We start from the raw sequence: 25,269 nt of genomic DNA on the forward strand, positions 1-25,269 counted from the left end.
GGCCCGCCAGCATAATCAGCTTCCTTGACGACTCGTCCGGGTTTTGCCGGCTGTTCCCGTGTTCTTCTCTGCTCTTCCCGTCTGGCCGCGACGCGCGCTGCGTGTGTTCGTGGGTCTGGTGCTCTTCGTCGTCGCGTTGCTGCTCGTGGCCTGGGTGGCGCTGCCGATGTGGATCGAGCGGGCGGGCGTGCGCATCGCTTCGGAGCAACTGGGACGTCCCGTCACGCTGGGTGGGGCCAGCTTCACGCCGTGGCGGCTCGCGCTCACGCTGGACGAGCTGAAGATCGCCGGTCCGACGGCCGACGCGCCGCCGCTGTTCGAGGTCCAGCGCGTGCGCACGGTGCTGTCGCCGCGATCGCTGTGGCATCTGGCGCCGGTGCTGTCGTCGCTGACGGTGGCGTCGCCGCGGGTGCGCGTCGCGTTGCTGGCCGATGGCAAGACCGATCTGGACGACATCGTGGCCCGGCTGGCCGCTTCGCCGAAGAAGACGCCGACGCCGGACGACGGCCCCGCCGAGGCGGCGCTCTACAACATCGAACTGACCGACGGCGAATTCCGCCTGGACGACCGCGGCGCCGGCATGGTCCACGAGCTGAAGGCGCTCCAGCTGGGCATTCCGTTCCTGTCGACGCTGGATGCGGACGTCGAGGTGCATGTGCAGCCGCGGCTGTCGGGGCGCCTGAACGGCGTCGGTTTCCAGAGCGAGGGCCAGGTGCAGCCCTTTGCCGACACGCGCAGCGCGAGCATGACGGTCAAGCTCGACGCGCTCGACCTGTCGGCGTACCGCGCCTACTGGCCGAAGGAACTGCCGATGCGGCTGGCCAAGGGCCTGGTCGATTCGCAGCTGACGTTGGACTTCAAGCAGCCGCCGAAGCAGCCGCCCGAGGTCAAGCTCAGCGGCCGGACGTCGGTGCGCGAGTTGTCGCTGCAGCGGCGCGCGGACGCTGGATCGGACGGCAAGGCGGACAGTGGCTGGGAAGACTGGCTGCGCTGGCAGACGCTGAGCGTCGAGCTGGCGGACGTGCAGCCGCTCAAGCGGCAGGTGCTGCTGGGGGCGGTGACGCTGAAGCAGCCGGAGCTGCTGATGGGCCGCGACGCGCAAGGCCGCTTGTGGCTGCCGGAGATGTCCGCGGCCTCTACGCCGGCCTCGGCAACGTCGGCGCCGAAGGTCGTCGCCGCGTCGCCGAAGGAGGCGTCCTCCGAGGCGGCGAAGACAGCCGCCACGGGCGCGACGCCCTGGCGCGTCGGCGTGCAGCAGCTGGCGCTGGAAGGCGGCCGCGTCGGCTGGACCGACGAGACGCTCCGCCCCGCGGCCCGATGGAACGTCGACGGCCTGACGGTCAAGGGCAGCGGACTGAGCTGGCCCTTGGCCGCGAAGCCGGCGCCGGTGGAGATCGCCGCGACGCTGTCGCCTGAAGGCGCGAAGACCCCGGCGGTGTTCAGTGGCAAGGGCGAGGTCGGCAAGGCGGGCATCGCGCTCACCTGGGCGCTGAAGGAGCTCGCGCTGGACGGCTTCGCGCCGTATCTGAAGGCGGCGACGCCGCTGTCGGTCCAGGGCCGCTTCGCCACGCAGGGCGCCGTGAGCGCGGGACCGGCGGGCGAGAACCTCAAGCTGTCGCTGAAGGCGCTCAGCCTCGACGATGTGCAACTCGCCGACGGCAAGAAGCCGGTGCTGGCGCTCAAGCAGTTGAGCCTCGACCAGGCGGCGCTCGCGCTGGACAGCCGCCAACTGACGGCCGGCCGGCTGGCGCTGGTGGCGCCGAAGGCGCAACTGGGCCGCGACAAGGCCGGCAAGTGGAGCTGGGACGCCTGGATGGGTGCCTCGGCCGCGTCGCACGCGGCGAGCGGGCAGGGCGCCGGAGTCGCCACAGGCGCAGCCACCGCAGCAACTGCCTCACGCCGACGCGAACCCGAAGGGCGCGGCGATCGCCTGACCTTGAGCGAGCCGGACCATCCCGAGCTGGCCGCTGCCAAAGCGGCGAACGATGCGCCGTGGACCGCGCAGATTGCCGAGATCGCCGTGGAAGGCGGCGAGGCGACCTTGCTCGATCTGGCGACGCATGTGCTCGACGACGAACCGGCCCGGCCGATCGGCGTTCAGGAATTGATGCTGAAGGTGTCCGGCATCGACTGGGACGGTCGCCAGCTGCGCAAGCCGCTGCCGGTGCAACTGGCGGCGACGCTGCGCCGGCCCGACGCCACGCGTCGCAACATGCGCGAGGTGCCGAAGTTCCGCTGGGACGGTCAACTCGCGCTGACGCCGCTGACAGCCTCGGGACGCCTGAGCGCCGAGCACCTGCCGCTGCACTGGGTCGATCCCTACCTCGATCCGTCCATCGGCATCCACCTGCAGCGCGCCGAGGGGTCGATGCGCGGCGGCTTCGAGTTCACCGAGACGCCCAAGGGACCGTCGGTGCGCGCCGGCGGCGAGTTGCTGATCTCCGACCTGCGGCTGCGCCAGGCGCGGCTGCAGGACGGCAGGCGCCGTTCGGCCGAGGACCTGCTGAGCTGGCAGGGCCTGAAGCTCGGCGGGCTGCGGGTGGCGCTGGCGCCCGGCGGAGCGCCGGACGTGAAGATCCAGCAGGCCGTGCTGGACGAGTTCTACGCGCGGCTGATCATCAACGAGCAGGGCCGCCTCAACCTGCGCGACCTGAACCAGACCGAGCAGGGCCAGGCCGTGGCGGCCGTGGCGGGCACGCCGGCGGCGTCCGCGCCGGTGGCGGCGACGGTGGCCCGCGCGACGTCGGCGCCGACACCGGCGACGGCGTCGTCCGGCACGGCGTCGGCCGGCACGGTGCCGGTGGCCGGCGCCGCCTCGTCCGCGGCCGGCGATCCGCCGCTGCGGATCAGCATCGGCGAGACCCGCGTCAACGGCGGCAAGGTCGATTTCAACGACCGCTTCATCAAGCCCAACTACAGCGCCAACCTCAGCGAGCTCACGGGGACGCTGGGCGCGTTCTCGGCCGGTTCGGCGGCGATGGCGCCGCTGCAGCTCAAGGGCAAGGTCGAGGGCACCGGCCTGCTCGACATCAGCGGCCAGTTGAACCCCAGCGGCGCGCCGCTGGCGCTGGACATCACCGCCAGCGCCACCGACATCGAGCTCGCGCCGCTGTCGCCGTATGCCGGCAAGTACGCGGGCTACGCGATCGAGCGCGGCAAGCTGTCCACGCGGGTCCATTACCAGATCGAGCCCGGCGGTCGCCTGGAGGCCGACAACAAGATCGTGCTCAACCAACTGACCTTCGGCGACCGCATCGACAGCCCGACGGCGACCCGGCTGCCGGTCAAGCTGGCGGTGGCGCTGCTCAAGGACAGCGACGGCGTCATCGACGTGAACCTGCCGGTCAGCGGCTCGCTCAACGATCCGGCGTTCAGCGTCGGCGGGCTGGTCGGGAAGCTGATCGTCAATCTGCTGACGAAGGCGCTGACGGCACCGTTCTCGCTGCTGTCGGGTGGCGGCGGTGGCGCCGAGATGAGCCAGCTCGAATTCAAGCCGGGCACGGCCGCGCTGCAGCCGGAGGCGGCGAAGAAGCTCGAACCGTTGACGAAGGTGCTGGCCGACAAGCCGGTGCTGCAGCTGAGCATCACGGGCTGGGTCGATCCCGACGCGGAACGCCGCGCGGCGCAGGGCGCGAAGCTGGAGGACGTGCTGATCGCCGAGCGCCGTCGCGAACTGCGTCGCGCCTCGGTCACGCAGGCGGTGAGCGCGCCGGGCGCGGCCGTCTTGGCTGCATCGGCTGCATCGGGGGCGTCCGGCACTGCCGACGGACGACCCGCGCCGATCGTGCTCGACGACGCGCAACGTGCGCGCCTGCTCAAGGTCGTCTACGACAACGCCAAGCTGCCCAACAAGCCGCGCAACCTCATCGGGCTGTCCAAGGACATCCCGGCCGAGCAGATGCGGGAGCTGCTGATGGACAGCTACACCGTCACCGACGAGCAACTGCGCGAGCTGGCCCTGCAGCGCGCGGTGGTCGTCCGCGACGCGCTGCTCGAGCGCGGCGTGCCGAACGCGCGCATGTTCCTCGCCTCGCCGAAACTGCACGCGAAGGACGACGAGCGCGGTGCCGACAAGGACAAGCCCTGGTCGCCTCGCGTCGATCTGGCGCTGAGCGCACAGTAAGTCCGTGGCGCCCGGGCTTGATCGCCGATGATCCGCCCACAAGTGACCCGGCCGACCGATTCATGAGGACTTCGCCATGACCACCACCCCGAACCCCGTCCAACTCCAGCCCGGCGAGGACCTCATCACCCTCGGCGGCGGCTGCTTCTGGTGCACCGAGGCGGTGTTCCTGCGCGTCAAGGGCGTCCTCGGCGTGGAGTCCGGCTACACCAACGGGCCGCTCGCCAGCCCGAACTACGAGCAGGTCTGCTCCGGCACCACCGGTCATGCCGAGGTCGTGCGCGTGCGCTTCGATACCCAGGTCGTCAGCCTGGAGGATCTGCTGCAGGTCTTCTTCACCATCCACGACCCGACCACGCTGAACCGCCAGGGCGCCGACGTCGGCACCCAGTACCGGTCCGGCATCTACTACACGCGGCCGGAGCAGCTCGGCGTGATCGGCAGGTCGTCGACGAGGCCCAGCGCGCCCACGGCGGCAAGGTCGTCACCGAGGTCCAGCCCGAAGACAACTACTGGCCCGCCGAGGCGTATCACCAGGACTACTTCGCCAACCATCCGGAGCAGGGCTACTGCGCGTTCGTCGTCGCGCCCAAGGTCGACAAGTTCGCCAAGAAGTTCAAGGAACTGCTGAAGGACGAGGCGGCAGGTTGATGTCGGAAGCGGCGGGGACGGCCGGCGGCGTGAAGTCCGCCGAGGCGGCCAGGACGTCGGAGCGGCCGGAGGGCTGGCCGATGATCGCCTGCGACGGGCTGCGCTTCCGCTACGGCGGCGCGGGCCGGTCGGGGCAGGGCGTCGACCTCGGCGTTGAGTTCGACCTGCAGTTTCCGGACTTCGCGCTGCCCGCCGGCGGGCATCTGCTGGTGCGCGGCGCCTCGGGCAGCGGCAAGAGCACCCTGCTCGCGCTGATGGCGGGGCTGCTGACGCCGTCGGCGGGTTATCTGATGCTGGCCGGCATGGAGGTGGCCCGGATGCCTCCCGCCCAGCGCGACGCGTGGCGCGGGGAGTACCTCGGCTTCGTGCCGCAACGGCTGCACCTCAGTCCGTCGCTCAGCGTGCGAGACAACCTCTCGCTGCCCTATGTGGCGGCCGGTCTGGCGCCGGACCTTCCGCGCATCCGGCGCCTGCTCAATGAACTCGGCGTCGGCGCGCTGGAGCATCGCCGGCCGCATGCGCTCAGCCAGGGGCAGGCGCAGCGGGTGGCGCTCGCCAGGGCGCTGCTGCGCGCCCCGCGCATCTTGATCGCCGACGAGCCCACCGCCAACCTCGACGACGAGGCCTGCGAGGCGACGCTCTCGCTGTTGCGCCGCGCGGCCGCCGAGCACGGCGTGTATCTGGTCATCGCCTCGCATGACGCACGGGTGGAGGCGGCCTGGGTCGACTGGCCCGAGCCGTATCGACTGCGACTCCCGAGCCGGAGCGCCGCTTCTTCCGTGACATCGACGACCTCGACCTCATGAGCCGAGCGCCGTTGAACCTGCCGCGCCTCGCGTGGCGCTACCTCTGGGCGCGCCCGATGCTGACGGCGCTCAACCTGATGCTGCTGAGCCTCGGCCTGGCGGCGATCGGGTTCGTCGTCCTGGTCAGCGAGCAGATGGAGCAGGGCCTCAAGCGCGATCTCGGCGGCATCGACCTGGTCGTCGGCGCCAAGGGCAGCCCGATGCAGATCCTGTTGGCGGGCGTGTTCCACCTCGACCAGTCGACCGGCAACATCCCGCTGGCCACCGTGTCGCAACTGCGCGCGCAGCCGCTGGTCGCACAGGCGGTGCCGATCTCGCTCGGCGACAGCGTCCAGGGCTTCCGCATCGTCGGGACGACGGCCGACTATCTGGCGCTTTATCAGCTCGCCCTGGCCCAGGGCCAAGCCTGGAAGGCGCCGATGCAGGCCGTGCTGGGCGCCGAGGTGGCGGGGCGCTCCGGGTTGAAGCCGGGCGACCGGTTCCACGGCACGCACGGACTGGCGTCCGGCGGCGACGAGCACGAGGAGGCCTACGAGGTCGTCGGCGTTCTGGCACCGACGGGCGGCGTGGTCGACCGGCTCGTGCTGACGGACCTCGCGTCCGTCTGGGAGGCGCACGCGGCGCATGGGCACGGCGAGACCGCGCCTCACGACGAGGCCTCGCTGGAAGTGAGCATGGTGCTGGTCCGCTACCGCAGCCCGTTGGCCGCGGTGATGCTGCCGCGCTGGGTGAATGCGCAGCCGGGCCTGCAGGCGTCGGTGCCGGCGCTGGAAACGGCGCGGCTGCTGAGCATGGTCGGCGTGGGGGTCGATGTGCTGCGCGGGTTCGGCGGCGTGCTGCTGCTGGCGGCGGCCCTGTCGGTGCTGGTGGCGCTGCTGCACGCGGTGCGGGAGCGCCAGGGCGATCTCGCCATGCTGCGGATGCTCGGCGCCACGCCGGCGCGCGTGGCCGCGCTGATCGCGATGGAGGCGCTGATGCTGGCGGGGCTCGCCACGCTGCTGGCACTGGGTCTGGCCCACGCGCTGACGGCGGGACTGGGCGCGGTGCTGGCGCAGCAGCAGTCGGTGCGGATCTCCGGCGCCTGGGTGTCGGGGTGGGAAGCGCTCGTGCCGGCGCTGGCGCTCGGGCTGGCGGTGCTTGCCGCGGCGTGGCCGGCGTGGCGCGGCTATCGGCTCGACGTCACCGAACTGCTCCAGACGCCGCGCTGAGTGGCGCCGAGGCGGCTGCACCGACCGCCCGCCCGATCCGGCGCTGGTCGCCGCTCGCCCGGACCTTGCTTCGGGCGGTCACCGAGCCAGTGCACAATGGCGAGCTTCACGCGGCCCTCAGGCCGCATTGACGCCACCGCCCTCGATGAGCACTCGCATCACCTCCGCTGCAACGCGCGCCCGCCGGGCTGCGATCGCGTTCGTGACGATCGTCATGGGGGGCGCCGTCTTCGCGCAGGCGGCGCCGGCGGCTTCCGGCGGCGCGGTCCCGATGGGCTCCGGCCCCGGTTATCACGACCCGCGCAGCCCCTTCAAGCCGCTGCAGGAGGTCGAGGGCGTCGTCAGCTGGAAGCTGCTGTCCTCGGTCACCGTGAAGGCGGACAAGAGCAAGGTCACCCCGAGTTTCCCGTCCGGCGTGCTGGCGCTGAACCAGCGCACGGTGAGGGTCCAGGGATTCATGATGCCGCTGGAGCCGGGCGACAAGCAGAGCCACTTCCTGCTGTCGTCGGTGCCGACGAGTTGCTCGTTCTGCGTGCCGGCCGGACCGGAAGGCCTGGTCGAGGTCCGCAGCAAGACACCGGTGCGCTATACGCTGGACGTCGTGACCGTGGAGGGTCAGATGGCCGTCCTCAACGACGATCCCTACGGCATGTTCTATCGCGTGACGGACGCCGTCCGCGCGACGCGCTGACGCCGCTTGACACCGATGTCCCGCCTGACCGCCTCTGCCACGACCCGCCAGCAGCGCTGGTGGATCTGGCTGTGCGTGGCCGCGGTGATGGGCTTCCAGGCGCTCGGCCTGGTGCACCGGACGCTGCACGGATCGCCCGCCGCGTCCTCGCGTCTGGCATTCACGGTCGCGGCACTCGCCGCGGCGGCTGAAGCGGCGGTCGACACTGTCGATGCAACCGCAACCGCAACCGCAACCGCAACCGCAACCGCAACCGCAACCGCAACCGCCACGTCCGAGGGCGGCGGCGAGAACCTCCCCACCGCTGGCGGCATCGCTATCGCCGTGATGGCGGACGAGGGCAACACACCGCGCTTCGGTCACGCGGCCGGAACGCCCGACTGCCAACTGCTCGACCAGCTCAGCCATGTGCTGGGTCCCATCGTCCAGGCGTCCGCCTGGGCCGCGCTGCCGCCGGACATCCCCACCGGCATCGACCCGCCGCATGACGCCACGCTCGCGCAGCAGTGGCGCAAGAGCGCTCGCGGTCCGCCGAGAGCCTGACACCTCCATCGATTCCGCCCTTGCTCAGGCGCGCCCTCCGGCGCGACCGGGCCGTTCGCGCCTGCCTCCGGCGTCGCGGCGCGCCGGCACGGGCCCTCCAAGAATTTGATGGCGCCGCGGCGTTCCGCCGCCGGTGCTCGAGAGTGTTTCCATGGCCATCCTGTCCACGTCGATCCGTTTGATCCGTTCGTCGGCGCCGTCGCGCGCCCCTTTCCAACCCACGCTGCTGGCCGTCGCGCTGAGCGTCGCCGCAGGCGGCGCCTGGGCCCAGCAGGCCCCGCCCGCGCCCGCGGCGGCCCCTGCCGCGGCGGCGGCTGACCCGGCCCCGGCCGATGCCGGCGCCGTATCCGGCGGTGCCGATCGGCCTCACAAGCACAAGCTCGACGTGGTCGTCGTGACGGGCAATCCGCTGAGCCAGCGGGAACTCGCCGCGCCGGTGCAGGTGCTGAGCGGCGACGCGCTGACCCTCAAGCGCGGCGCCAGCCTCGGCGAGACCCTGGACGGCCTGGCCGGCGTGGGCTCGACCTACTTCGGCCCGAACAGCAACCGGCCGACGATGCGCGGGCTCGACGGTGACCGTGTCCGGATGCTCAGCAACTCCGGCGCTTCCGTCGATGCGTCCAGCCTGAGCTTCGACCACGCGCTGCCGGTCGATCCGCTGGTGCTGACGCGCGTCGAGGTGCTGCGTGGCGCGGCCGCGCTGCAGTACGGCGGCAATGCGATCGGCGGCGTCGTCAATGCGATCGACAACCGCATCCCGCGCCTGGCCCAGCCCGGCCTGAACGGCGCGGCGGAGCTGCGCCTGGGCGGGGCCTCGAAGGAACGCGGCGGCGCCGTGGTGCTGGACGGCGGCACGACGGGCTTCGCCTGGCACGTGGACGCGGCCGACCGCCGCGCCGACGACCAGCGCGTGCCGCGCTTCGAGAGCGAGGACGGCTCGTCGACGCACGTCCGCAATTCCGACAGCCACGGCCGCAGCGGCGCGGTGGGCGGCTCGCTGCTGTTCTCGCAGGGCTATGCCGGCGTGTCGGTCGAGGACTATCACAACGACTACGGCGTCACCGTCGAGCCCGACGTGCGCATCGAGATGCAGCGTCAGCGCCTCGCGACCGCCGGCGAATGGCGCGATCCGCTACCGGGCCTGGCGCGCGTGACCTGGCAGTTCGCGAGCAGCCGCTACAAGCACCAGGAAGTGGAGGGCAGCGGCGAGGTCGGCACCGTCTTCTCGTCCGACGGCAAGGACGGCCGCGTCGAGGCGACGCATGCCGCCTTCCAGGGCGACTGGGGGTCGATGCAGGGCGTGCTCGGCTGGCAATGGGAACTCAGCGATTTCTCTGCCCTCGGCGAGGAGGCGCTGGTCCCTGGCACCAAGACCCGCAACAACGCGCTGTTCCTGATCGAGCAGTTCCGCTCGGGTCCCTGGAGTCTGCAGGCCGGCGCGCGCGCGGAGCGCGTCAACATCGGCTCGACCGGCGGCGACGAGGAGCGTTTCGGCGACCCGGTGACGCGGCGCTTCAGCCCGAAGAGCTTCTCGCTGAGCGGTGCCTACGAGCTGGGCAACGGCTTCAGCCTGTCGAGCAACCTGAGCAGCAGCCAGCGCGCGCCGACCTTCTACGAGCTCTTCGCCAACGGCGTGCACGTGGCGTCGGGTGCCTACGAGGTCGGCGACATCAACCTGGGCCTGGAGCGCGCAAAGGCGGTCGACCTCGGCCTGCACTGGAAGCAGGGCGACGCGAAGTGGAGCGTGCAGGTCTACCAGACGCGTTTCTCCAACTACATCGCGCTGGACGCGAGCGGCCGCAGCATCGACGAGGTCGGTGAGGACGGCGGCATCGAATCGGTGCCCGAGTACCTCTACCGCGGCGTGCGTGCCCGGATGCACGGCGTGGAGCTGGAAGGCAAGCAGCCGCTGCCCAGGCTGGCGGGTTGGGACCTGACGCTGGGCACGACGATCGATCTCGTGCGCGGCACCAACCGCGACACCAACGAGCCGCTGCCGCGCCTGGCGCCGGTGCGCGGCAGTGTCTCGATCCAGGCGGAACGTGGCCCGTGGCTGGTCCAGGCCGAACTGCGCGGCGCGATGCGCCAGGACCGCGTGCCGACGCTGGACACGCCGACGGCGGGTTACGGCATCCTGCGTCTGAACATCGCGCGCCACTTCGACATCGGCAACCTGGACGCGATGTGGTACCTCAAGCTGGACAACCTGGCCAACAAGCTCGCCTACAACGCGAGCAGCGTGCAGACGATCCGCGAGCTGACGCCGCTGCCCGGCCGCAGCCTCTTCGCAGGGCTGCAGGTCAAGTTCTGAGCGTCAAGGCGCGAGCCGTTCGCGGACCCACTCGTCGCCTTCACGGCGATACACGAGCCGGTCATGCAGCCGCGACTTGCGCCCCTGCCAGAACTCCCAGCGCTCGGGCACGAGCCGGTAGCCGCCCCAGTGCGGCGGCCGGCCCGGATTCAATCCGTGCTGCGCGGCGGCCTTCGCGGCGTTGGCCACCAGCACCGCGCGGGACGAGATCACCTGGCTCTGCGGCGACGCCCATGCGCCCAGGCGCGAGTCCAGCGGCCGCGACGCGAAGTACGCATCCGACTGCGCCGCGTCGACCTGCTCGACGGCGCCTTCGATGCGGACGACGCGTTCCAGCTCGACCCAGTGGAACTGCAGGGCGGCGAACGGATGCAGCGCCAGCTCGCGGCCCTTGCGGCTGTCATAGTTGGTGTACCAGACGAGGCCGCGTTCCTCGATGTCCTTGATCAGCACGATGCGCGTGGACGGACGTCCGTCCGGCCCGACCGTTGCCAGGGTCATCGCGTTGGGTTCGGGCACCTGGGCGTCCAGCGCCTGCTGGAACCATTCGCGGAACTGGCGCAGCGGCTCGCCCGCGGACTGCTGTTCGTCGAGCTCGGCGCGCTCGTAGCTCTTTCGAAGGTCGGAGAGTTTGTCCATCTTGCAAGTATCGGGTGAATCCTCGGGATGCTCTGCCGGGGGGAGTTATGCAGGGCATCCCTTAAGTAGAGCTCCCAATCGTGAAACTCCGGGTGGGAGCGCTTTCGCGCCACAGGCATGCTTGCTCCCATCCAGCCGCGCCACAGAGCCGGCCCAGGGGGATCGGGACCAAACCAGAAGGAAGTTCGCATGAATCAGCGACGACCCGCCGTCGTCGTGCTCGCGGCAGGGCGCGGCCAGCGCTTTCGCGGCGAGGGCCACAAGCTGGAACAGGTCTTGAACGGAGATACCGTGCTGGCGCTGACCTTGCGCCAGACGATGGCCTCCGGCCTGCCGATGCTCGTGGTGACCTCGACCGCGTTGGCGCCTCTGGTCCGACGCCATGTGGCCTCGCGCGACATGCTGGTGCTGCCCGACCAGGACCGCCTCGGGCGCCCCGCGCCGCTGGGCATGGGGCATTCGATCGCGGCCGGCGTGGCCGCGACCGGGGACGCGCCCGGCTGGCTGATCCTGCCCGCGGACATGCCGATGGTGCGGTCGACCACCTTGACGGCCGTCGCGCAGGCGATCGAGCACGATCCGATCGCGTATGCCCAGCACCGCGGACGGCGCGGACATCCGGTAGGGTTCAACGCGGAACTCTTCTCCGAGCTCACCAGCCTGCAGGGCGACGAGGGCGCGCGCCGGCTGCTGGCGCGTTATCCGGCACAGGCCGTGGACGTCGACGATCCGGGGGTGCTCATCGACGTCGACACCGTCGAGGACCTGCAGCGCCTGGCCGTCGATCCGTCGAAGCCGCGTCCGAGCAGCGAAGGCCTGCGGTCCTTGGGCTGAGGCGGGCGTCGATCGGGCGGCTCCGAAGCCCTCCCGCCATTGGTCTCAGAGACCGTTCGAACGCGCCAGCGCCAGCTGCCGCTCCAACGCGCGATCGCGGATGCCGTGTTCCCGCAGGCAGGTCACGGCACGCTGCAGGTAATCGAGCGTCGTGCCGTAACGGCCACGCGCGTGGCGCAGGATGTGCAGCAAGCGGTCGTCGGCGATATCGCCGACCCAGCCCGGACTGCGTCGCGACAGCGTGAAGGCCAGCGCCTTGCGCGTGCCCAGACCGTCGGCGCAATGACAGTCCAACCAACGCGGCACATAGGTGCCGACCACCATCTCGCGCAGCCACAGACGACGCAGCGTCGCCTCGCTGTCCTTGGGTTCGACGCGGTACATCAAACCCCGGCAACTGCCGCCCGACAGCAGCGTCATCACCAGACCAGGCTGCTCGGTGCTGCCGCGGTTCACCAGCGAGCGCAACCGCAGCGCGCGGTGATACCCCTGGACCCTGGCCACCAGCGTCTGCGCAGGGTCAAAACCCGGGTTCCACATCAGGGAGCCATAAGCGAACATCATCAGGCCGTGCTCGCGGTCCCAGGTGCGCTCCGCCACCTCCAGCAACTGCTGGCTGTGGGCGGGCAGGTCTTCCAGTCTGGCTTCGGCGAGGGGGTCGGCGATCATGGAAGAGATGCTGCCATAGCGGGGCCGCTTGCTTGCAACGATCGGTGCGCAGGTCGCGAGGGCATGGGGCCTTGGCGTCAAGCGCCAAAACCCCACGCCCTCCCGCCCCCGACCATCTGCTTCCTGCTACGGTTTTGCTATCGAGGACTGCGATGGGTTTGGAACCGAGGACTGCAATGGGTGTGCTACCGAGGACTGCGGCGTGGGAACGTGGCGTGCCGCATCCTGGTGGCTCCCGGAACGTTTCTGTAACCAGCTTGTACCCGGGAAACGCCTGTTGGAGAGTCGTTGGGCCTCCTGGGCGTGTAATATGGTTACCAATCTAACCCTGGCCGAGTTACATCGGCAGTCGGCATGAACAAGACCATTCTGGATGTCACCGCGCGGATCAAGGCGCGCAGCGCCGCGTCGCGCGAGCGCTATCTGGACCTGATCGAGCGCATGGCGGGTCGGCAGCGCGGCGTGCAACGCCTGGGCTGCGCGAACGTGGCGCATGCGGTGGCCGCGATGCCGGCCAACGACAAGCTGCGCATCGTGGCGGAGAAGGCGCCGCATCTCGGCATCGTCACGGCCTACAACGACATGCTGTCGGCGCACCAGCCGTACGAGACCTACCCGGCCATCATCCGCGACGAGGTCCATCGCCTGGGCGCGACCGCGCAGGTCGCCGGCGGCGTGCCGGCGATGTGCGACGGCGTCACGCAGGGCACGCCGGGCATGGAGCTCAGCCTGTTCTCGCGCGACACGATCGCGATGGGCACGGCGGTGGCGCTGTCGCACGATGTGTTCGACGCGGCGCTGCTGCTGGGCATCTGCGACAAGATCGTGCCCGGCCTGCTGATCGGCGCGCTGCACTTCGGGCATCTGCCCTGCGTGTTCGTGCCGGCGGGACCGATGAGCTCGGGGCTGTCCAACAACGACAAGGCCAAGGTGCGCGAGCTCTACGCGCAAGGCAAGGTGGGCCGCGACGAACTGCTGCAGGCCGAGTCCCAGGCCTATCACGGCGCGGGCACCTGCACCTTCTACGGCACGGCCAACAGCAACCAGATGCTGCTGGAGGCGATGGGCCTGCACGTGCCGGGCGCGGCCTTCGTCCATCCGCACGACGGCCTGCGCGAGGCGCTGACCCGCGAAGCGGTGCGTCAGGCGCTGAAGATCATTCCGCAGCGCGACTACACGCCGATCGGCCGCATGGTCGATGAGCGCAGCATCGTCAATGCGATGGCCGCGCTGCTGGCCACGGGCGGCTCGACGAACCACCTGATCCACTGGGTCGCGGTGGCGCGCTCGGCGGGCATCCTGATCGACTGGAGCGACTTCTCCGAGCTGTCGGGCGTCGTGCCGCTGCTGTCGCGCGTGTACCCGAACGGCAGCGCCGACGTGAACCAGTTCCAGGCCGCCGGCGGCCCGGGCTTCGTGATCAAGGAGCTGATCGGCGCCGGGCTGATGCATGGCGACGTGCTGACCTCGGTGTCGGGCCAGAACCTGAGCGCCTTCGGACGCCTGCCGCATCGCGCGGACGACGGCTCCGTCACCTGGACCGACCTGCCGGCCAAGAGCGGCGACGACACCGTCGTGCGCACGGCCGCCGCGCCGTTCTCGCCGACCGGCGGCTTGAAGCTGCTGGCGGGCAACCTGGGCCGCGCGGTGATCAAGGTGTCCGCGGTGCCGGAGGACCGGCACACGGTCGAGGCACCGGCGCGCATCTTCGACAGCCAGGAAGCGATGCAGGCCGCGTTCAAGGCGGGCGAGCTGGAGCGCGACGTGGTCGTCGTGGTCCGCTTCCAGGGGCCTCAGGCCAACGGCATGCCGGAGCTGCACAAGCTGACGCCGCCGCTGGCGGTGCTGCAGGGCAAGGGCTTCAAGGTGGCGCTGGTGACGGACGGGCGCATGAGCGGCGCGTCGGGCAAGGTGCCCGCTGCCATCCACGTGAGCCCCGAGGCGCTGGCCGGCGGTCCGTTGGCCAAGCTGCGCGACGGCGATCTGGTGCGCGTCTGCGCCAACACCGGCGTGCTGAGCGCGCTGGTGCCGGCCGCCGAGTGGGATCGCCGCGAGCTGGCGCAGATCACCGCCGACGCGGTGATCGAGAACGGCGCCGGCCTGGGCCGTGAGCTGTTCGCCGGCATGCGGCGCAACGTCACGACGGCGGAGGAGGGCGCGATCAGCTGGCTGTGAGGCCGTGCTGACCGCCACCGACCGGTCGCGCCGTTCGATATCGACGCTGACTGAATCCGATCGAATCCGATCGACTGCGACTGAATCGACTACAAGGACATTCCCATGACTGCCATCAAGGACACCCTGAGCCTGGCCGAACACGGCCCGGTCATTCCGGTCATCGTCATCGACCGCGTCGAGGACGCGGTGCCGCTGGCCCGCGCGCTGGTGGCGGGCGGCGTGAAGGTGCTGGAGGTGACGCTGCGCACGCCGGTCGCGCTGGAGGCGATCGCCGCGATCGCGCGCGAGGTGCCGGAGGCGCTCGTCGGCGCCGGCACGCTGCGCACCTCGGCCGATGCCATCGCGGCCAAGAAGGCCGGGGCCAGCTTCGCCGTCAGTCCCGGCTTCACGATGGATGTGGCGGGCGCCTGCTCGGCGCATTTCCTGCCGCTGCTGCCGGGCGTGTCGACGGCCAGCGAGGTGATGATGGCCAGCGACGCCGGCTTCCGCTTCCTGAAACTGTTCCCGGCCACGGCCGTCGGCGGCACGAGTCTGTTGAAGGCGCTGGCGGGACCGTTCCCGGACGTCGCGTTCTGCCCGACGGGCGGCATCACGGTGCAGACGGCGCCGGACTTCCTCGCGCTGCCGAACGTGAAGGTCTGCGGCGGCTCGTGGCTGACCCCGGCGGATGCGGTGAAGGCGGGCGATTGGGGCCGCATCACGCAACTGGCCAAGGAAGCCAGCGCGCTGCGCGCTTGAAATCACTCGGTGAAGGAGGCTCTGGAAGCCTCCATTCACCCGGTGAACGAGACTCTGGAAGCCCTCTTTATCGTTTCGCTCCCACCCCATCCCCGCCCTCCAAGCGGGCGGGGCAGAAGTCACCCCACCCCGGCCCGCCCCCACGGGGCGGGTGAGCGGCTACGGGCTTAGCGCTTCGGGGGATCGAACACCAGGCACGTGGTGCTGGCGTGTGCATACAACTTGCCGTCGTGACCAATCAGATCCGCCTCGGCGGTCGCCATCTGGCGGCCGACGTGACGCACGCGGCCAATGGCGCGCACGACCGGCACCTTCTCGTTGAGCGCGCGAACAAGGTTGATCTTCAGTTCGAGCGTCGTGTAGGCGCGGCCCACGTCCATCGTCGTGTGCACCGCGCAGCCCAGCGCCGAGTCCAGCAAGGTCGCGTACCAGCCGCCGTGCACCGTGCCCATCGGGTTGTAGTGCCGGAACTTCGGCGTGCCCTGGAAAACCACCTCGCCCTTGCTCGCACGCAGCAGCGTGAAGTCCAGCGTCTGCGCGATCGGCGGCGGCGGCAACTTGCCGTCGAGCATCGCCAGCATCTGCGCCAGACCGTCCATGCCGGCAATCTCAGCCATCGTGGCCACCCCGTGTTCGGGGCGGAGCCGGGCACGGACCTCCTTCTCTTCCGCCTGCCATTGGGCCAGCGCTTCGTCGTGCGACACGACGGATGAGGCGGTGGGCGAGGGTGTCAGTGCTGCGCTCATGGTGGAGTCCTGTGGCGGTGGGCCTGGGTGAAAGCTTGTGGATGCAATGGTTGCAGCTACAATCTTCCGCTGTCAAGCCTCCCGGCGACACCTCGAGAGATCACTCCAATGAGCGCTTCCGTCTCTCCCTCGAAGACAACGCCTTCGCAGACGCAGGCGGAGCCGATCTCGCCCAAGGGCTGTACCAACTTCAAGCTGCGTCAGGTGACGCGGCTGGTGTCCAACCACTGCGAGGCCCAGTTCGCCGAGTCCGGTCTGACCACGACGCAGTACGCGCTGCTGTCGCACATCGTGGTGCTGGGGCCGATCCAGCCGAGCGAGCTCGCGCGGCGCATGGACATCGATCTCTCGACGCTGTCGCGCAACGTGCAGCCGCTCCAGGCCTTGGGCCTGGTGGAGACGCTGCCCGGCGCGGACGCGCGCAGCCGACAGCTGCAGGCGACGGAAGAGGGCCACGCGCGGCGCAGACAGATGAAGGCGACATGGAAGCGCGCGCAGCTCTCGCTGAACGAGCGCCTCGGCGACGAGCGCGTGCAGCGCCTGCATGCGTTGCTCGACGAATGCGCCGCGTTGATGCGCGGCGAGCTCGCGCCGGACTGACCGGCGCGGAACGCTCCGGCAGGGCGCTCAGTCGATCGTGACGATCACCGGCGCGTGGTCGCTCGGCTTGGGCAGCTTGCGCATCTGCCGGTCGATCGTGCAGGCGGTGACCCTGGACTTCAGCGCCGCACTCACCAGGATGTGGTCGATGCGCAGGCCCTTGTTCTTCTGGAAGCCCAGCATCCGGTAGTCCCACCAGCTGTAGCTCTTGGGCGGCTGCTCGAACATCCGGTAGGCGTCGGTGAGCCCCATGTCGATCAGCGCCTGGAAGTGCGCGCGCTCCTGCGGCGAGGTGTGCGTCTGGCCGACGAAGGCGGCCGGGTCGTAGCAGTCGCGGTCCTCGGGGGCGATGTTGAAGTCGCCCATCAGCACCAGCTGCTCGTGCTGCTGCATCTCGGTGGCGAGCCAGGCGCGCAGGCCGTCCAGCCAGGCCATCTTGTAGACGAACTTGTCGCTGTCCAGCGCCTGGCCGTTCGGGAAGTAGGCGCCGATCACGCGCACATCGCCCACCGTTCCCGCGATCAGCCGCGCCTGCTCGTCGGCATAGCCGGTGATGTTCTTGACCACGTCCCGGGCCGGCGTCCGGCTCAGCAGGGCCACGCCGTTGTAGGTCTTCTGACCGAACCACTGGACCTGGTAACCGGCGTCGGCGATCTCCATCGTCGGAAACTTGTCGTCGGTGAGCTTGGTCTCCTGCAGCACGAGCGCATCGACCGGGTTGGCGGCCAGCCAGTCGAGCAGCTGCGGCAGGCGCACGGCCAGGGAGTTGACGTTCCAGGTGGCGAATTTCATGGGCGGGCGGAGCGCGGTGGGCCGCGCGTCGGAGTTCAGGCGAGAGGAATGGGCCTGATTGTCACCCCTTGATCGCACCACCATCGCCAACACCGGCCAGACAGGCAACACGCCCGTCGCTTGTCTGCGACCGCAGTCCGCGGCGGGGGTGCAAAGGGTTAACCCCCGAATTTTCAAACTTGTGCGAATGGCAGAATCGCGCCGTCGATAAAGTTCCATTAAACGGAACCCATGGAGCAAGGTCACGGCGCGGAGCGGTCAAATCATGAGGCTGGAAGGCAAGGTCGCGATCGTCACCGGCGTCGGGCACGGCATCGGGCGGGCCGTGCTGCGGCGCTTCGTGCGCGAAGGCGCCCGCGTGGTGGCGGTGGAATGGGATGAAGTCGCCGCGCGCGATGCGCTGCGGGGTCTGGATACCAGCGCCGTGCATCTGCTGTGCCGCGACGCGCACGCGCAACGCACGGTGGACGAGGCGCTGCGTCATGCGCGCGACGGCTTCGGCGGGCTGCATCTGCTGGTGAACAACGCGGTGTCGTACCGCGAGCACAGCGTCGTCGACTGCAGCGACGAGGATTGGGCCGCCACGCTGGACTCCGCGCTGGGCGCCACCTTCCGCTTCTGCCGCGGCGCCATTCCCGCGATGCTGGCCAGCGGGGGCGGCGCCATCGTCAACCTGGCGTCCATCCATCAGATCGTGGCCAATCCGGGCCTGGCGGCCTACACGGCGGCCAAGGGCGGCGTGCACGCGCTGACCAAGCAGATCGCGGTCGAGTACGGCCCCCGCGGCATCCGCTGCAACGCGGTGTCGCCGGCATTGATCGCCACCGAGCGGACCTTGCGCGGCGCCACCGAACGCGACATGCGGCTCAACCGCGAGTGTTATCCGGCGGGGCGCATCGGCACGCCCGCGGACGTCGCCTCCGCGGTCCTGTTCCTGGCGTCCGATGAAGCGTCCTTCATCACCGGCACCGACCTGGTGGTGGACGGTGGGCTGACCTCGATGGCCGCGAGCGCGCTGCTGTCCACCCGCGTCCGCGGCTGGTGGGGGCGCTCGCCGATCGAGCCGCCCCCAGAGCGCCCCGAGACCGTCGAGCGCGCCGAACGCGCCGAACGCCTTGATTGCCTCGACATCATCGACCACCCCGATGCCACCCCGGAGAGCCCCCATGGCGAGGCCTGAACGCCAGGGCGTGCGCCGGATCTTCGGTGTCCTCCCCGTGAGCCAGGGCGTGGATCCGCAGGTTGCCGACGGCGAGTCCTGCGTCTTGGTCAGCCCTCGGGGAGCCGCGCGCCCATCAGCCCGCGAACGTCGCTTCGGGCAGTCCCCGCACGTCGGGAATCTCCAGCGCGAACAGCGAGCCCGACAGGGGCGCGTTGGCCAGCGCCTCCTCGCTCAGGCGCACGGAGGCGCTGGTGACATACAGCGTCTCCAGGCTGGCGCCGCCGAAGCAGCAGCTGGTGGGGCGGGGCACCGGCATGCGGATGCGATGCATCTCGCGGCCGTCCGGGGAGAAGCGCGCGATGTGCCACGCGTCCCACAGCGCCACCCACAGGCAGCCGGCGTCGTCGACCGTGAGGCCGTCCGGCCGGCCGTCGTCGGCACCGAAGACGATGAGTTCGCGGCGATTGGCGATCGTCCCGGACAGGAGGTCGAAGTCGTACTGGTAGATCGTCCGGCGATAGGTGTCGGTGAAGTACATCTTGCGGTCGTCCGGGCTCCATCCCAGGCCGTTGGGCACGGTGAAGCCGGTGTCCATCCGCTTCCATGAGCCGTCCGCGTCGACACGGAACAGGCTGCCGCGATTGGCCGCCGTGCCCATGTCCATCGAGGCGACCCAGAGCCTGCCGCGACGGTCGCATTTGCCGTCGTTGTAGCGGTTGCCGGGGCGGTCGGCCTCGGGGTGGCTCAGCAGGCTCATGCGCTTGGTGTCCGGATCCAGCGTCATCAGTCCGCCCGGCGTCGCCACCAGCAGGCCGCCGGTGGCCTTGGGGATGACGACGCTGGCCATGGTGCCCAGCTTGATCTCGGTGTTGACGCCGGACGCGCGGTGGGTGTGCACCGACGGCGTGAGGATGTCGACCCAGTACAGCGCATTGTCCCGCGGCGACCACATCGGTCCTTCGCCGAGCAGCGCCCGCGTCTCGTTGATGCAGCGCACGTCGACCTGCGGCGCGGCGGGCGCGGGCCTGCCGGACATCGCGATCGTCGTGGCGTCGCCGGCGGCGGCGTGGGAGATGCCCCGCGCGGTGGCGATCAGCGCCGCGCTCAGGCTGTGGGCGCGGGCGCCGGCCAGGCGGGACGCCGGTCCGGTCACGGACAGGGCGCCGATCGGGCGCCCCTCGTAATCGAAGATCGGCGCGGCGACGGAGACGCTGGTCACGTCGAACTCGCCCTCATCCATGGCATACCCCCGGGCCCGGGCCAGCGCCAGGTCGCCCTGGAGGTCGGCCGCGTCGCGCAGCGTGTTCGTCGTGAACGCGTGGAAGTCCAGGTGCTCCAGCAGATGGCGCAGCCGCAGCGGGTCGAGGTTGGCCGCGATGGCCTTGCCCGCCGCGGTGGCGTGCACCGGCAGCCGCACGCCGACGCTGGACACGGGCGCGAGGTCGCGGCCCGCCTGCTCGCTGGCCACCACCACGACCTGCTGGCCGTTCAGCACGGAGAGCTGCACCGATTCGTCCAGCTTGTCGCGCAGCCGCACCAGCGCGTCCTGAGCGGCCAGCCGCAGGTCGAAATCGCTCCAGACCTCGTGGGCCAGCTCAAGCAGCCGGAATCCCAGCTGGAAGCTCCTGTTGTAGGGGTCGTGCCGCAGCAGGCCTTCCCGCACCAGCGTGCCCAGGATCCGGTGCAGCGTGGCCTTGGGCAGCGACGAGGCGCGCAACAGGTCGGTGAAGGTCATCGGCGCCCGCTTGGCGGACACGATGTTGAGCAGGCCCATCGCCTTTTCCAGGACCCCGAGGCCCTGTGGACCGTTCGCGGATCGATCTCCCGTTGACATGTCCTGTCTTCCGCTCCCCGGAACTTTTGAATCGCGCGATTGTAGGCATTTCGTCTTTCGGCCACGCCGAAGCTGGCTATAGTTCCATCTATTGAAACTTCAGGAGGAGGAGCATGGAATCCGCTGCCTTGATCAGCTTGGATTGGGGTTCTTCCAATCTGCGGGCGCGCCTGTTCGACGGGCAGGGGAAAGTGGTGGAAATCCGTTCCAGCGCGCAGGGCTTGCTGAACCTGCAGGAACGCTCGTTCGAATCCGCCCTGCGGTCGCTGTGCGGCGGCTGGCTCCGGGGGAGTCCGGTACCGCTCATCGCCAACGGCATGATCGGCGCCCGTGAAGGATGGGTGGAGGCGCCTTACCTGAAATGCCCCGCGACGGCGCTGGATGCCGCGGGCGCGCTGGTGAAGGTGACGCTGACGGACGGCGCGGTGCTGCACATCGTGCCCGGGCTGCGGTGCCAGTCCCCGTCGGGGCAGGAGGACGTGATGCGCGGCGAGGAGACCCAGCTCTGGGGCCTGGAGCCGGGCGACCCCGCGTGCTGCCTGCTGCCGGGCACGCACAGCAAGTGGGCCAGGCTGGACGGTTGGGGTCGGGTCACCAGCTTCGAGACGAGCCTGACCGGCGAGCTGTATGCGCTGCTCACCCGGCACGGCATGCTGGCCAAGCTGATGCGCTTCGACGGGGAGCGGCTCGACTGCTTCGACGAAGGCGCGGCGCTGGGGCTGGCGCAGTACGACCGCCTGTCCGTGGTGCTGTTTGCCGCCCGCGCGGCCAGTCTGCTGGGCCGCGTGCCGCCGGAGGGCCTGCCGGACTTCCTGTCGGGCCTGCTGATCGGCGCGGAGGTCGGCAGCGCGCTGGCCTACTGGCCACAAGGCGGCATCAAGCTGCTGGGCGAGCCTGACCTGTGCGCGCGTTATGAGCGGGTGTTGCGACGCGCCGGCACGGTGGCGGCGCCGGCGCCGGCCGACGCCACGGCGCGCGGCCAATGGCGCATCGCGGTGCTGGCCGGGCTGGTGGAGGAAGCCGCATGAACGGCCTGATCGCGATCCTGCGGGGCGTGCTTCCCGACGACGTGCTGGCGGTCGGCGAGATCCTGCTGGAGCACGGCATCCGGATCATCGAGGTGCCGCTGAATTCGCCCCGTCCGCTGGAGAGCATCGAACTGCTGGCCCGGCGCTTCGGGCAGGAGGCGGAGATCGGTGCGGGCACCGTGCTCGACGTCGGCGACGTGGCCCGGGTCCAGCAGGCCGGCGGACGGCTGGTGCTGTCGCCCAATGTGAATCCGGGCGTGGTCCGCCGCAGCAAGGCGCTGGGCCTGCGATCGATGCCGGGCGTGGCCACGCCCACCGAAGGCTTCGCCGCGCTGGCGGCGGGGGCGGATGCGCTCAAGCTCTTTCCGGCCGACACGTTGGGGCCGGCGGCGATCCGGGCGTGGCGGGCGGTGTTTCCGGACGGGACGCCGATGTTCGGCGTCGGCGGCATCGGTCGGGACAATCTGGGCAGCTTCCGCGAAGCCGGGGCCAGCGGCGCGGGACTGGGGTCGTCGCTGTACACGCCGGGGATCGCCGCCGCGGAACTGCGCCAGCGTGCCCGTGCGATGCGGCTCGCCTGGGACGCCGCCGGGCTTCGGGCGGGGCCCGGCTGACACGCGGCCGATGTGCGGCCGATGTGCGGCCGGCGTGTGGCCGATATGCCGCCGGCGGGTGGCCGATCGGGCGTGGCCTGGTCCTGGCCGGCACGCCTGCCGTCGGCTCAGCGCAGACGTTCCGTGACGCTGCGCTGCGAGGGCCACTCGTTGTGCGCCGTGGCCTTGAAGTTCTCGACCTGCGTGAAGGTCTTGAGCCGCTGCTCGTCGGTCTTGCGCAGGGCGCGCGAGAGCGAGTCCTTCACCGTGTCGATCAGCGTCGTGACGGTCTTGCTGTCCTTGACCGTGGAGGCGTCGTAGTTGCCGTTGTCGCGGTCCAGCGTGAAAGTGCGCGACTTCTCGAAGTGGGCGTCCATCTCCTCGGTCTGCGTCTGCGTGATCGCGCGGCCGCCGGTCACCGTGTTCGGACGCTCGGTGGTGGTCTGGCCGATCCTGTAGTCGGCGTGGCCGGCTTCCTTGATGCTGCCGATGCGGCTGGTGCGCTGGGAGTCGGCGCTGAGGTCCGCCTTGAAGTCCGCCAGGCCGCTCTGCAGCGACTGCACCTGCGATCGCAGCCCGTCGCTCATCGGCGGCATGGCCGCGACGGCCTCGTCCGCCGCGGCGGCCTTCGCTGCCGTCGTGTTGACGGCGATGGCGCTGGGCTTCGCGGCGTCGTTCGCGCCGACGGGCACGGCGCTCGACGCCTCGCCATCGACCGGCGGCGCCTGCAGTTGCTGGAACGCGTCCTTGAACGACTTCGTCATGGCGGCGTCGGCGTGGCCGCGGTCGGCGGCGGCATCGATCTGCTTCAGCAATTGATCGATGGCGGACCAGCGCTGCCCGTTGTTGACGCCGCCCTTGGGCGGCGTGGCGTCGACCTCCAGGTTCATCTCGCCGCTGGTGGTGCGCATCGACACCGACTTCGTGTCCGTGCCCAGATGCAGCGAGAACGCCCGCATCACGCCGGGCACGTCGGCCGGCGCGTTCGGGTTCTCGACCTTCAGATCGAGCCCGGACAGTACGCCGCCGCGGTCGAAGGCCATCAGTCCGGACAGGTCCAGCGTGGGCGCGCCTTCGCCCAGGCCTTCGAGGGCGCGGTCGAGTCCGTCACCCAGCTCTGCGAGCGCCTTGCGCTCCGCGCTGCTGAGCGCGCCCGAGCTCTTGACCTCGACCTGCAGGCCGCGCGTGCCGCCCTGGTCGCCGCTGTTGACGCCGATCGTGAGCTCGATGGTGTGGCCGGAGCGCGTCTGGATCTTGAGATTCACCTCGGCGGCGTTCGTGCTGACGCCACCGATGGCCTGCTCCTGGAGCGCCGCGGCCGCCGCGGCGGCCTCACTGCCGCTGGCGCCGTCCACCGCGCTGACGCCGTCTGCGGGCGGCACGTAGTCGGCGAGCGTCTGCCTGTACGCCGTCCCGGTGTCCGCCAACTGCTTCAGCAATCCGCTGCCGAGCCCGCGCCAGCGGTCGGACAAGGTGACGGCGTCCTTGCCGCTGTTGCGGGTCATGAGTTCGCTGAGGCTGTCGTCGCGCGCATGGGCCCAGAAGCGCTGGGGGCCGAACCCCGGCGTCTTCGGCTTCGCGTAGACGAGGTCGCTGGCGGCCGCTGTATCGAGCGTCAGGCGCGTGGGGGCGGATGAGGCGGACGAGGCGGACGAGTCGGCAGACGCCGAGGACGCGGAAGCCGCGGTCCTGGCGGCGGCGCTGGCCGCCTGCGCCGACACGCCCGCGGGGCGGTAGGTCGACGCCGTGCGGCTGGCGGCGATGCGGTCGAGCACGCTCGCGCCGGTCGAGGTGATGAGGGTCATTGCGAAGCGCCTCCCTGGCGGCAATCCCGCGGTGCTCTGATGGCGTGGCGGTGATCTCTTCGCTATCGGCCGGGCGCTCAGGAACTTGAGTGATCTCCCCCGGCGGTGGGGGCCGCGATCGCCCGTGTGGTGCGACCTGCGATCAGACGTGCAGCCAGGCGGCGACGCCCAGGCCGATGCCGATCGCGCCGGCGCCCAGCGTCGCGAACTCCATCCAGCGGCGTTTGGTCAGCAGCGCGATCGCGGCCAGCGCGATGGCGACCTGCAAGGCCGTCGTCGCCTGCGCCCAGCGATGGTGGAGATGCAACTGCTCGTCGCTCTTGTGGTCCCATGCGGCGGACTCGGCCTCGAGCTTCTCGGCCTGCGCCTTGATGTCGTTCTTCTCGGTCTCGTAGCGGGCGATCTTGTCGCGGTACTTGGCCCGCTGCTCCTCGCTGGGGGTCAGGTCGAGCGCGAACTCGGCCAGGTTCTGCTTGCTGCTCTTGGCCTGGAAGTAGTTCCAGCGGTTGGCGGCCTCGGTCTTGGTGATCGCGGCGTTGTTCTTGAACAGGCCGGCGTTGGCCTGCGTGGCGCCGCCCATGTACGAGAAGCACGCGCCCAGCGTGGCCAGCACGGCGGTGATCACCGCCAGCTGGCCGGCGAGGCCGTTGGGCTCGTGCTGCGCGGCGTGTTCGAGTTCGTGGTCGTGCGGACCGTGGACGTGGAAATGGTTGCCGGACATGGGGTTCGGAAAGTGGAAGTCGATGAGGAAGGCGGGGGCGCGGCCGAGGCGCCAGGACGGCCGCGGCGGGCGTCGGGGCGCAGGCGTCAGCGCCGGCGCTCGTAGCGCGCGAAGTCGTAGTGCCAGCCGTGGCCGCGATCGGCGGGACTGTGGTGACGCTCTCTGCGCACTTCGGCGAAGACCTGCGGATCGACGGCGGGGAAGAACGCGTCGGCGTCGAAGGCGGCGTCGATCTCGGTAAGTTCCAGGGCGTCGGCGCGGGGCAGGGTGAGTTCGTAGACCTGGGCGCCGCCCATGACGAACACGGCCTCGTCGGCCGAGCAGGCGGCGAGCGCCGCGTCGAGGGTCTCGAAGACCTCCGCGCCGTCGAGCACGAGCCCCGGCTGCCGGGACAGCACGAGGTTGCGGCGCTGCACGAGCGGCCGGAACCTCGCGGGGATCGAGTCCCAGGTCTTGCGTCCCATGATGACCGTGTGACCGATCGTGAGCGCCTTGAAGCGCGCCATGTCCTCGGGCAGGCGGACCAGCAGTGCGTTGTCGCGGCCGATGCCGCGCGCGCGGTCGAGGGCGGCGATGAGGGTCAGGTGGGGCATGGGG

General features: G+C 70.4%; 21 protein-coding genes and 1 pseudogene. 14 read left to right on the forward strand and 8 right to left on the reverse strand.

Annotated features, from left to right (window positions below; genetic code table 11):
* The first annotated feature begins 58 nt into the window (after nt 1–58).
* From ACQ4L4_RS06115 to ACQ4L4_RS06145, 7 genes and pseudogenes are all read left to right on the forward strand, one after another.
* A complete protein-coding gene (locus tag ACQ4L4_RS06115) occupies nt 59–4,123 on the forward strand; it encodes a DUF748 domain-containing protein (protein ID WP_431103344.1) in 4,065 nt (1,354 codons plus the stop codon).
* Between the two features lie 76 nt (nt 4,124–4,199).
* Nucleotides 4,200–4,774: pseudogene (gene msrA / locus ACQ4L4_RS06120) on the forward strand (peptide-methionine (S)-S-oxide reductase MsrA).
* Complete coding sequence (locus ACQ4L4_RS06125) at nt 4,774–5,580, forward strand: ABC transporter ATP-binding protein (RefSeq protein WP_431103345.1); 807 nt, start codon at nt 4,774–4,776, stop codon at nt 5,578–5,580. The pseudogene msrA and the gene ACQ4L4_RS06125 overlap by 1 nt, the downstream one beginning before the upstream one ends.
* On the forward strand, nt 5,577–6,788 hold the full coding sequence (locus ACQ4L4_RS06130) for an FtsX-like permease family protein (protein WP_431103346.1): 1,212 nt from the start codon (nt 5,577–5,579) through the stop codon (nt 6,786–6,788). Before ACQ4L4_RS06125 ends, ACQ4L4_RS06130 begins: the two co-directional genes overlap by 4 nt.
* Before the next feature lie 214 nt (nt 6,789–7,002).
* Nucleotides 7,003–7,479 carry a DUF3299 domain-containing protein gene (locus tag ACQ4L4_RS06135; RefSeq protein WP_431103347.1) on the forward strand — a complete coding sequence of 159 codons (477 nt, stop codon included), beginning with the start codon at nt 7,003–7,005 and terminating at the stop codon, nt 7,477–7,479.
* A gap of 15 nt (nt 7,480–7,494) precedes the next feature.
* Complete coding sequence (locus ACQ4L4_RS06140) at nt 7,495–8,022, forward strand: hypothetical protein (protein ID WP_431103348.1); 528 nt, start codon at nt 7,495–7,497, stop codon at nt 8,020–8,022.
* A gap of 151 nt (nt 8,023–8,173) precedes the next feature.
* Nucleotides 8,174–10,333, forward strand: a complete 2,160-nt coding sequence (locus ACQ4L4_RS06145; protein WP_431103349.1) for a TonB-dependent receptor — start codon at nt 8,174–8,176, stop codon at nt 10,331–10,333.
* A 3-nt stretch (nt 10,334–10,336) separates the two neighbouring features.
* Here the strand turns inward: ACQ4L4_RS06145 and pdxH are convergent, their stop codons facing one another.
* Nucleotides 10,337–10,972: a pyridoxamine 5'-phosphate oxidase gene (pdxH, locus tag ACQ4L4_RS06150; RefSeq protein ID WP_431103350.1), complete on the reverse strand. Its 636-nt coding sequence runs from the start codon at nt 10,970–10,972 to the stop codon at nt 10,337–10,339.
* A gap of 189 nt (nt 10,973–11,161) precedes the next feature.
* Between pdxH and ACQ4L4_RS06155 the strand changes: the two genes are divergently transcribed.
* On the forward strand, nt 11,162–11,806 hold the full coding sequence (locus ACQ4L4_RS06155; RefSeq protein ID WP_377155307.1) for a nucleotidyltransferase family protein: 645 nt from the start codon (nt 11,162–11,164) through the stop codon (nt 11,804–11,806).
* A gap of 45 nt (nt 11,807–11,851) precedes the next feature.
* On the opposite strand, the gene ACQ4L4_RS06160 is transcribed toward ACQ4L4_RS06155, so the two are convergent.
* Complete coding sequence (locus tag ACQ4L4_RS06160; protein ID WP_431103351.1) at nt 11,852–12,475, reverse strand: gamma-glutamylcyclotransferase; 624 nt, start codon at nt 12,473–12,475, stop codon at nt 11,852–11,854.
* A 354-nt stretch (nt 12,476–12,829) separates the two neighbouring features.
* On the opposite strand from ACQ4L4_RS06160, the gene edd reads away from it, so the two are divergent.
* Both edd and ACQ4L4_RS06170 read left to right on the forward strand, forming a co-directional pair.
* Nucleotides 12,830–14,650 (forward strand): phosphogluconate dehydratase, encoded by a 1,821-nt coding sequence (gene edd, locus ACQ4L4_RS06165; protein WP_431103352.1) that lies wholly within the window; start codon nt 12,830–12,832, stop codon nt 14,648–14,650.
* 105 nt (nt 14,651–14,755) lie between these two features.
* On the forward strand, nt 14,756–15,391 hold the full coding sequence (locus tag ACQ4L4_RS06170) for a bifunctional 4-hydroxy-2-oxoglutarate aldolase/2-dehydro-3-deoxy-phosphogluconate aldolase (protein ID WP_431103353.1): 636 nt from the start codon (nt 14,756–14,758) through the stop codon (nt 15,389–15,391).
* 167 nt (nt 15,392–15,558) lie between these two features.
* Here the strand turns inward: ACQ4L4_RS06170 and ACQ4L4_RS06175 are convergent, their stop codons facing one another.
* Complete coding sequence (locus ACQ4L4_RS06175; RefSeq protein ID WP_431103354.1) at nt 15,559–16,137, reverse strand: PaaI family thioesterase; 579 nt, start codon at nt 16,135–16,137, stop codon at nt 15,559–15,561.
* Nucleotides 16,138–16,245: 108 nt separating this feature from the next.
* On the opposite strand from ACQ4L4_RS06175, the gene ACQ4L4_RS06180 reads away from it, so the two are divergent.
* Complete coding sequence (locus ACQ4L4_RS06180) at nt 16,246–16,737, forward strand: MarR family winged helix-turn-helix transcriptional regulator (RefSeq protein WP_377155302.1); 492 nt, start codon at nt 16,246–16,248, stop codon at nt 16,735–16,737.
* Nucleotides 16,738–16,764: 27 nt separating this feature from the next.
* On the opposite strand, the gene xth is transcribed toward ACQ4L4_RS06180, so the two are convergent.
* The gene (gene xth, locus ACQ4L4_RS06185) at nt 16,765–17,529 is read right to left on the reverse strand and encodes an exodeoxyribonuclease III (protein WP_431103355.1); all 765 of its coding nucleotides are present in this window, start codon (nt 17,527–17,529) and stop codon (nt 16,765–16,767) included.
* 265 nt (nt 17,530–17,794) lie between these two features.
* On the opposite strand from xth, the gene ACQ4L4_RS06190 reads away from it, so the two are divergent.
* Complete coding sequence (locus tag ACQ4L4_RS06190; RefSeq protein WP_431103356.1) at nt 17,795–18,709, forward strand: SDR family NAD(P)-dependent oxidoreductase; 915 nt, start codon at nt 17,795–17,797, stop codon at nt 18,707–18,709.
* Between the two features lie 115 nt (nt 18,710–18,824).
* Here ACQ4L4_RS06190 and ACQ4L4_RS06195 read toward each other — a convergent pair whose 3' ends face one another.
* A complete protein-coding gene (locus ACQ4L4_RS06195; RefSeq protein WP_431103357.1) occupies nt 18,825–20,465 on the reverse strand; it encodes an SMP-30/gluconolactonase/LRE family protein in 1,641 nt (546 codons plus the stop codon).
* A gap of 173 nt (nt 20,466–20,638) precedes the next feature.
* Between ACQ4L4_RS06195 and ACQ4L4_RS06200 the strand changes: the two genes are divergently transcribed.
* Both ACQ4L4_RS06200 and ACQ4L4_RS06205 read left to right on the forward strand, forming a co-directional pair.
* Complete coding sequence (locus tag ACQ4L4_RS06200) at nt 20,639–21,553, forward strand: 2-dehydro-3-deoxygalactonokinase (protein WP_431103358.1); 915 nt, start codon at nt 20,639–20,641, stop codon at nt 21,551–21,553.
* Nucleotides 21,550–22,167, forward strand: a complete 618-nt coding sequence (locus ACQ4L4_RS06205) for a 2-dehydro-3-deoxy-6-phosphogalactonate aldolase (protein ID WP_431103360.1) — start codon at nt 21,550–21,552, stop codon at nt 22,165–22,167. Before ACQ4L4_RS06200 ends, ACQ4L4_RS06205 begins: the two co-directional genes overlap by 4 nt.
* 107 nt (nt 22,168–22,274) lie before the next feature.
* Here ACQ4L4_RS06205 and ACQ4L4_RS06210 read toward each other — a convergent pair whose 3' ends face one another.
* The 3 genes from ACQ4L4_RS06210 to ACQ4L4_RS06220 form a co-directional block, all read right to left on the reverse strand.
* Nucleotides 22,275–23,951 (reverse strand): hypothetical protein, encoded by a 1,677-nt coding sequence (locus tag ACQ4L4_RS06210; RefSeq protein ID WP_431103361.1) that lies wholly within the window; start codon nt 23,949–23,951, stop codon nt 22,275–22,277.
* Nucleotides 23,952–24,093: 142 nt separating this feature from the next.
* The gene (locus ACQ4L4_RS06215) at nt 24,094–24,672 is read right to left on the reverse strand and encodes a DUF4337 domain-containing protein (RefSeq protein ID WP_431103362.1); all 579 of its coding nucleotides are present in this window, start codon (nt 24,670–24,672) and stop codon (nt 24,094–24,096) included.
* 86 nt (nt 24,673–24,758) lie between these two features.
* The gene (locus ACQ4L4_RS06220; RefSeq protein ID WP_431103363.1) at nt 24,759–25,265 is read right to left on the reverse strand and encodes a dihydrofolate reductase; all 507 of its coding nucleotides are present in this window, start codon (nt 25,263–25,265) and stop codon (nt 24,759–24,761) included.
* Nucleotides 25,266–25,269 lie beyond the last annotated feature (4 nt).

This window comes from Roseateles noduli (assembly GCF_050626985.1).
GTDB lineage: Bacteria > Pseudomonadota > Gammaproteobacteria > Burkholderiales > Burkholderiaceae_C > Roseateles > Roseateles noduli_A.

Bases quoted from the DNA above. Each gene is read 5' to 3' on its own strand.
- ACQ4L4_RS06130 (WP_431103346.1), top strand. From the start codon at position 5,577: ATGAGCCGAGCGCCGTTGAACCTGCCGCGCCTCGCGTGGCGCTACCTC.
- ACQ4L4_RS06125 (WP_431103345.1), top strand. From the start codon at position 4,774: ATGTCGGAAGCGGCGGGGACGGCCGGCGGCGTGAAGTCCGCCGAGGCG.
- ACQ4L4_RS06215 (WP_431103362.1), bottom strand. From the start codon at position 24,672: ATGTCCGGCAACCATTTCCACGTCCACGGTCCGCACGACCACGAACTC.
- ACQ4L4_RS06135 (WP_431103347.1), top strand. From the start codon at position 7,003: ATGGGGGGCGCCGTCTTCGCGCAGGCGGCGCCGGCGGCTTCCGGCGGC.
- ACQ4L4_RS06205 (WP_431103360.1), top strand. From the start codon at position 21,550: ATGAACGGCCTGATCGCGATCCTGCGGGGCGTGCTTCCCGACGACGTG.
- xth (WP_431103355.1), bottom strand. From the start codon at position 17,529: ATGAAATTCGCCACCTGGAACGTCAACTCCCTGGCCGTGCGCCTGCCG.
- ACQ4L4_RS06180 (WP_377155302.1), top strand. From the start codon at position 16,246: ATGAGCGCTTCCGTCTCTCCCTCGAAGACAACGCCTTCGCAGACGCAG.
- ACQ4L4_RS06170 (WP_431103353.1), top strand. From the start codon at position 14,756: ATGACTGCCATCAAGGACACCCTGAGCCTGGCCGAACACGGCCCGGTC.
- pdxH (WP_431103350.1), bottom strand. From the start codon at position 10,972: ATGGACAAACTCTCCGACCTTCGAAAGAGCTACGAGCGCGCCGAGCTC.
- ACQ4L4_RS06210 (WP_431103361.1), bottom strand. From the start codon at position 23,951: ATGACCCTCATCACCTCGACCGGCGCGAGCGTGCTCGACCGCATCGCC.
- ACQ4L4_RS06160 (WP_431103351.1), bottom strand. From the start codon at position 12,475: ATGATCGCCGACCCCCTCGCCGAAGCCAGACTGGAAGACCTGCCCGCC.
- ACQ4L4_RS06220 (WP_431103363.1), bottom strand. From the start codon at position 25,265: ATGCCCCACCTGACCCTCATCGCCGCCCTCGACCGCGCGCGCGGCATC.
- ACQ4L4_RS06175 (WP_431103354.1), bottom strand. From the start codon at position 16,137: ATGAGCGCAGCACTGACACCCTCGCCCACCGCCTCATCCGTCGTGTCG.
- ACQ4L4_RS06145 (WP_431103349.1), top strand. From the start codon at position 8,174: ATGGCCATCCTGTCCACGTCGATCCGTTTGATCCGTTCGTCGGCGCCG.
- ACQ4L4_RS06195 (WP_431103357.1), bottom strand. From the start codon at position 20,465: ATGGGCCTGCTCAACATCGTGTCCGCCAAGCGGGCGCCGATGACCTTC.
- ACQ4L4_RS06140 (WP_431103348.1), top strand. From the start codon at position 7,495: ATGTCCCGCCTGACCGCCTCTGCCACGACCCGCCAGCAGCGCTGGTGG.
- ACQ4L4_RS06190 (WP_431103356.1), top strand. From the start codon at position 17,795: ATGAGGCTGGAAGGCAAGGTCGCGATCGTCACCGGCGTCGGGCACGGC.
- edd (WP_431103352.1), top strand. From the start codon at position 12,830: ATGAACAAGACCATTCTGGATGTCACCGCGCGGATCAAGGCGCGCAGC.
- ACQ4L4_RS06155 (WP_377155307.1), top strand. From the start codon at position 11,162: ATGAATCAGCGACGACCCGCCGTCGTCGTGCTCGCGGCAGGGCGCGGC.
- ACQ4L4_RS06200 (WP_431103358.1), top strand. From the start codon at position 20,639: ATGGAATCCGCTGCCTTGATCAGCTTGGATTGGGGTTCTTCCAATCTG.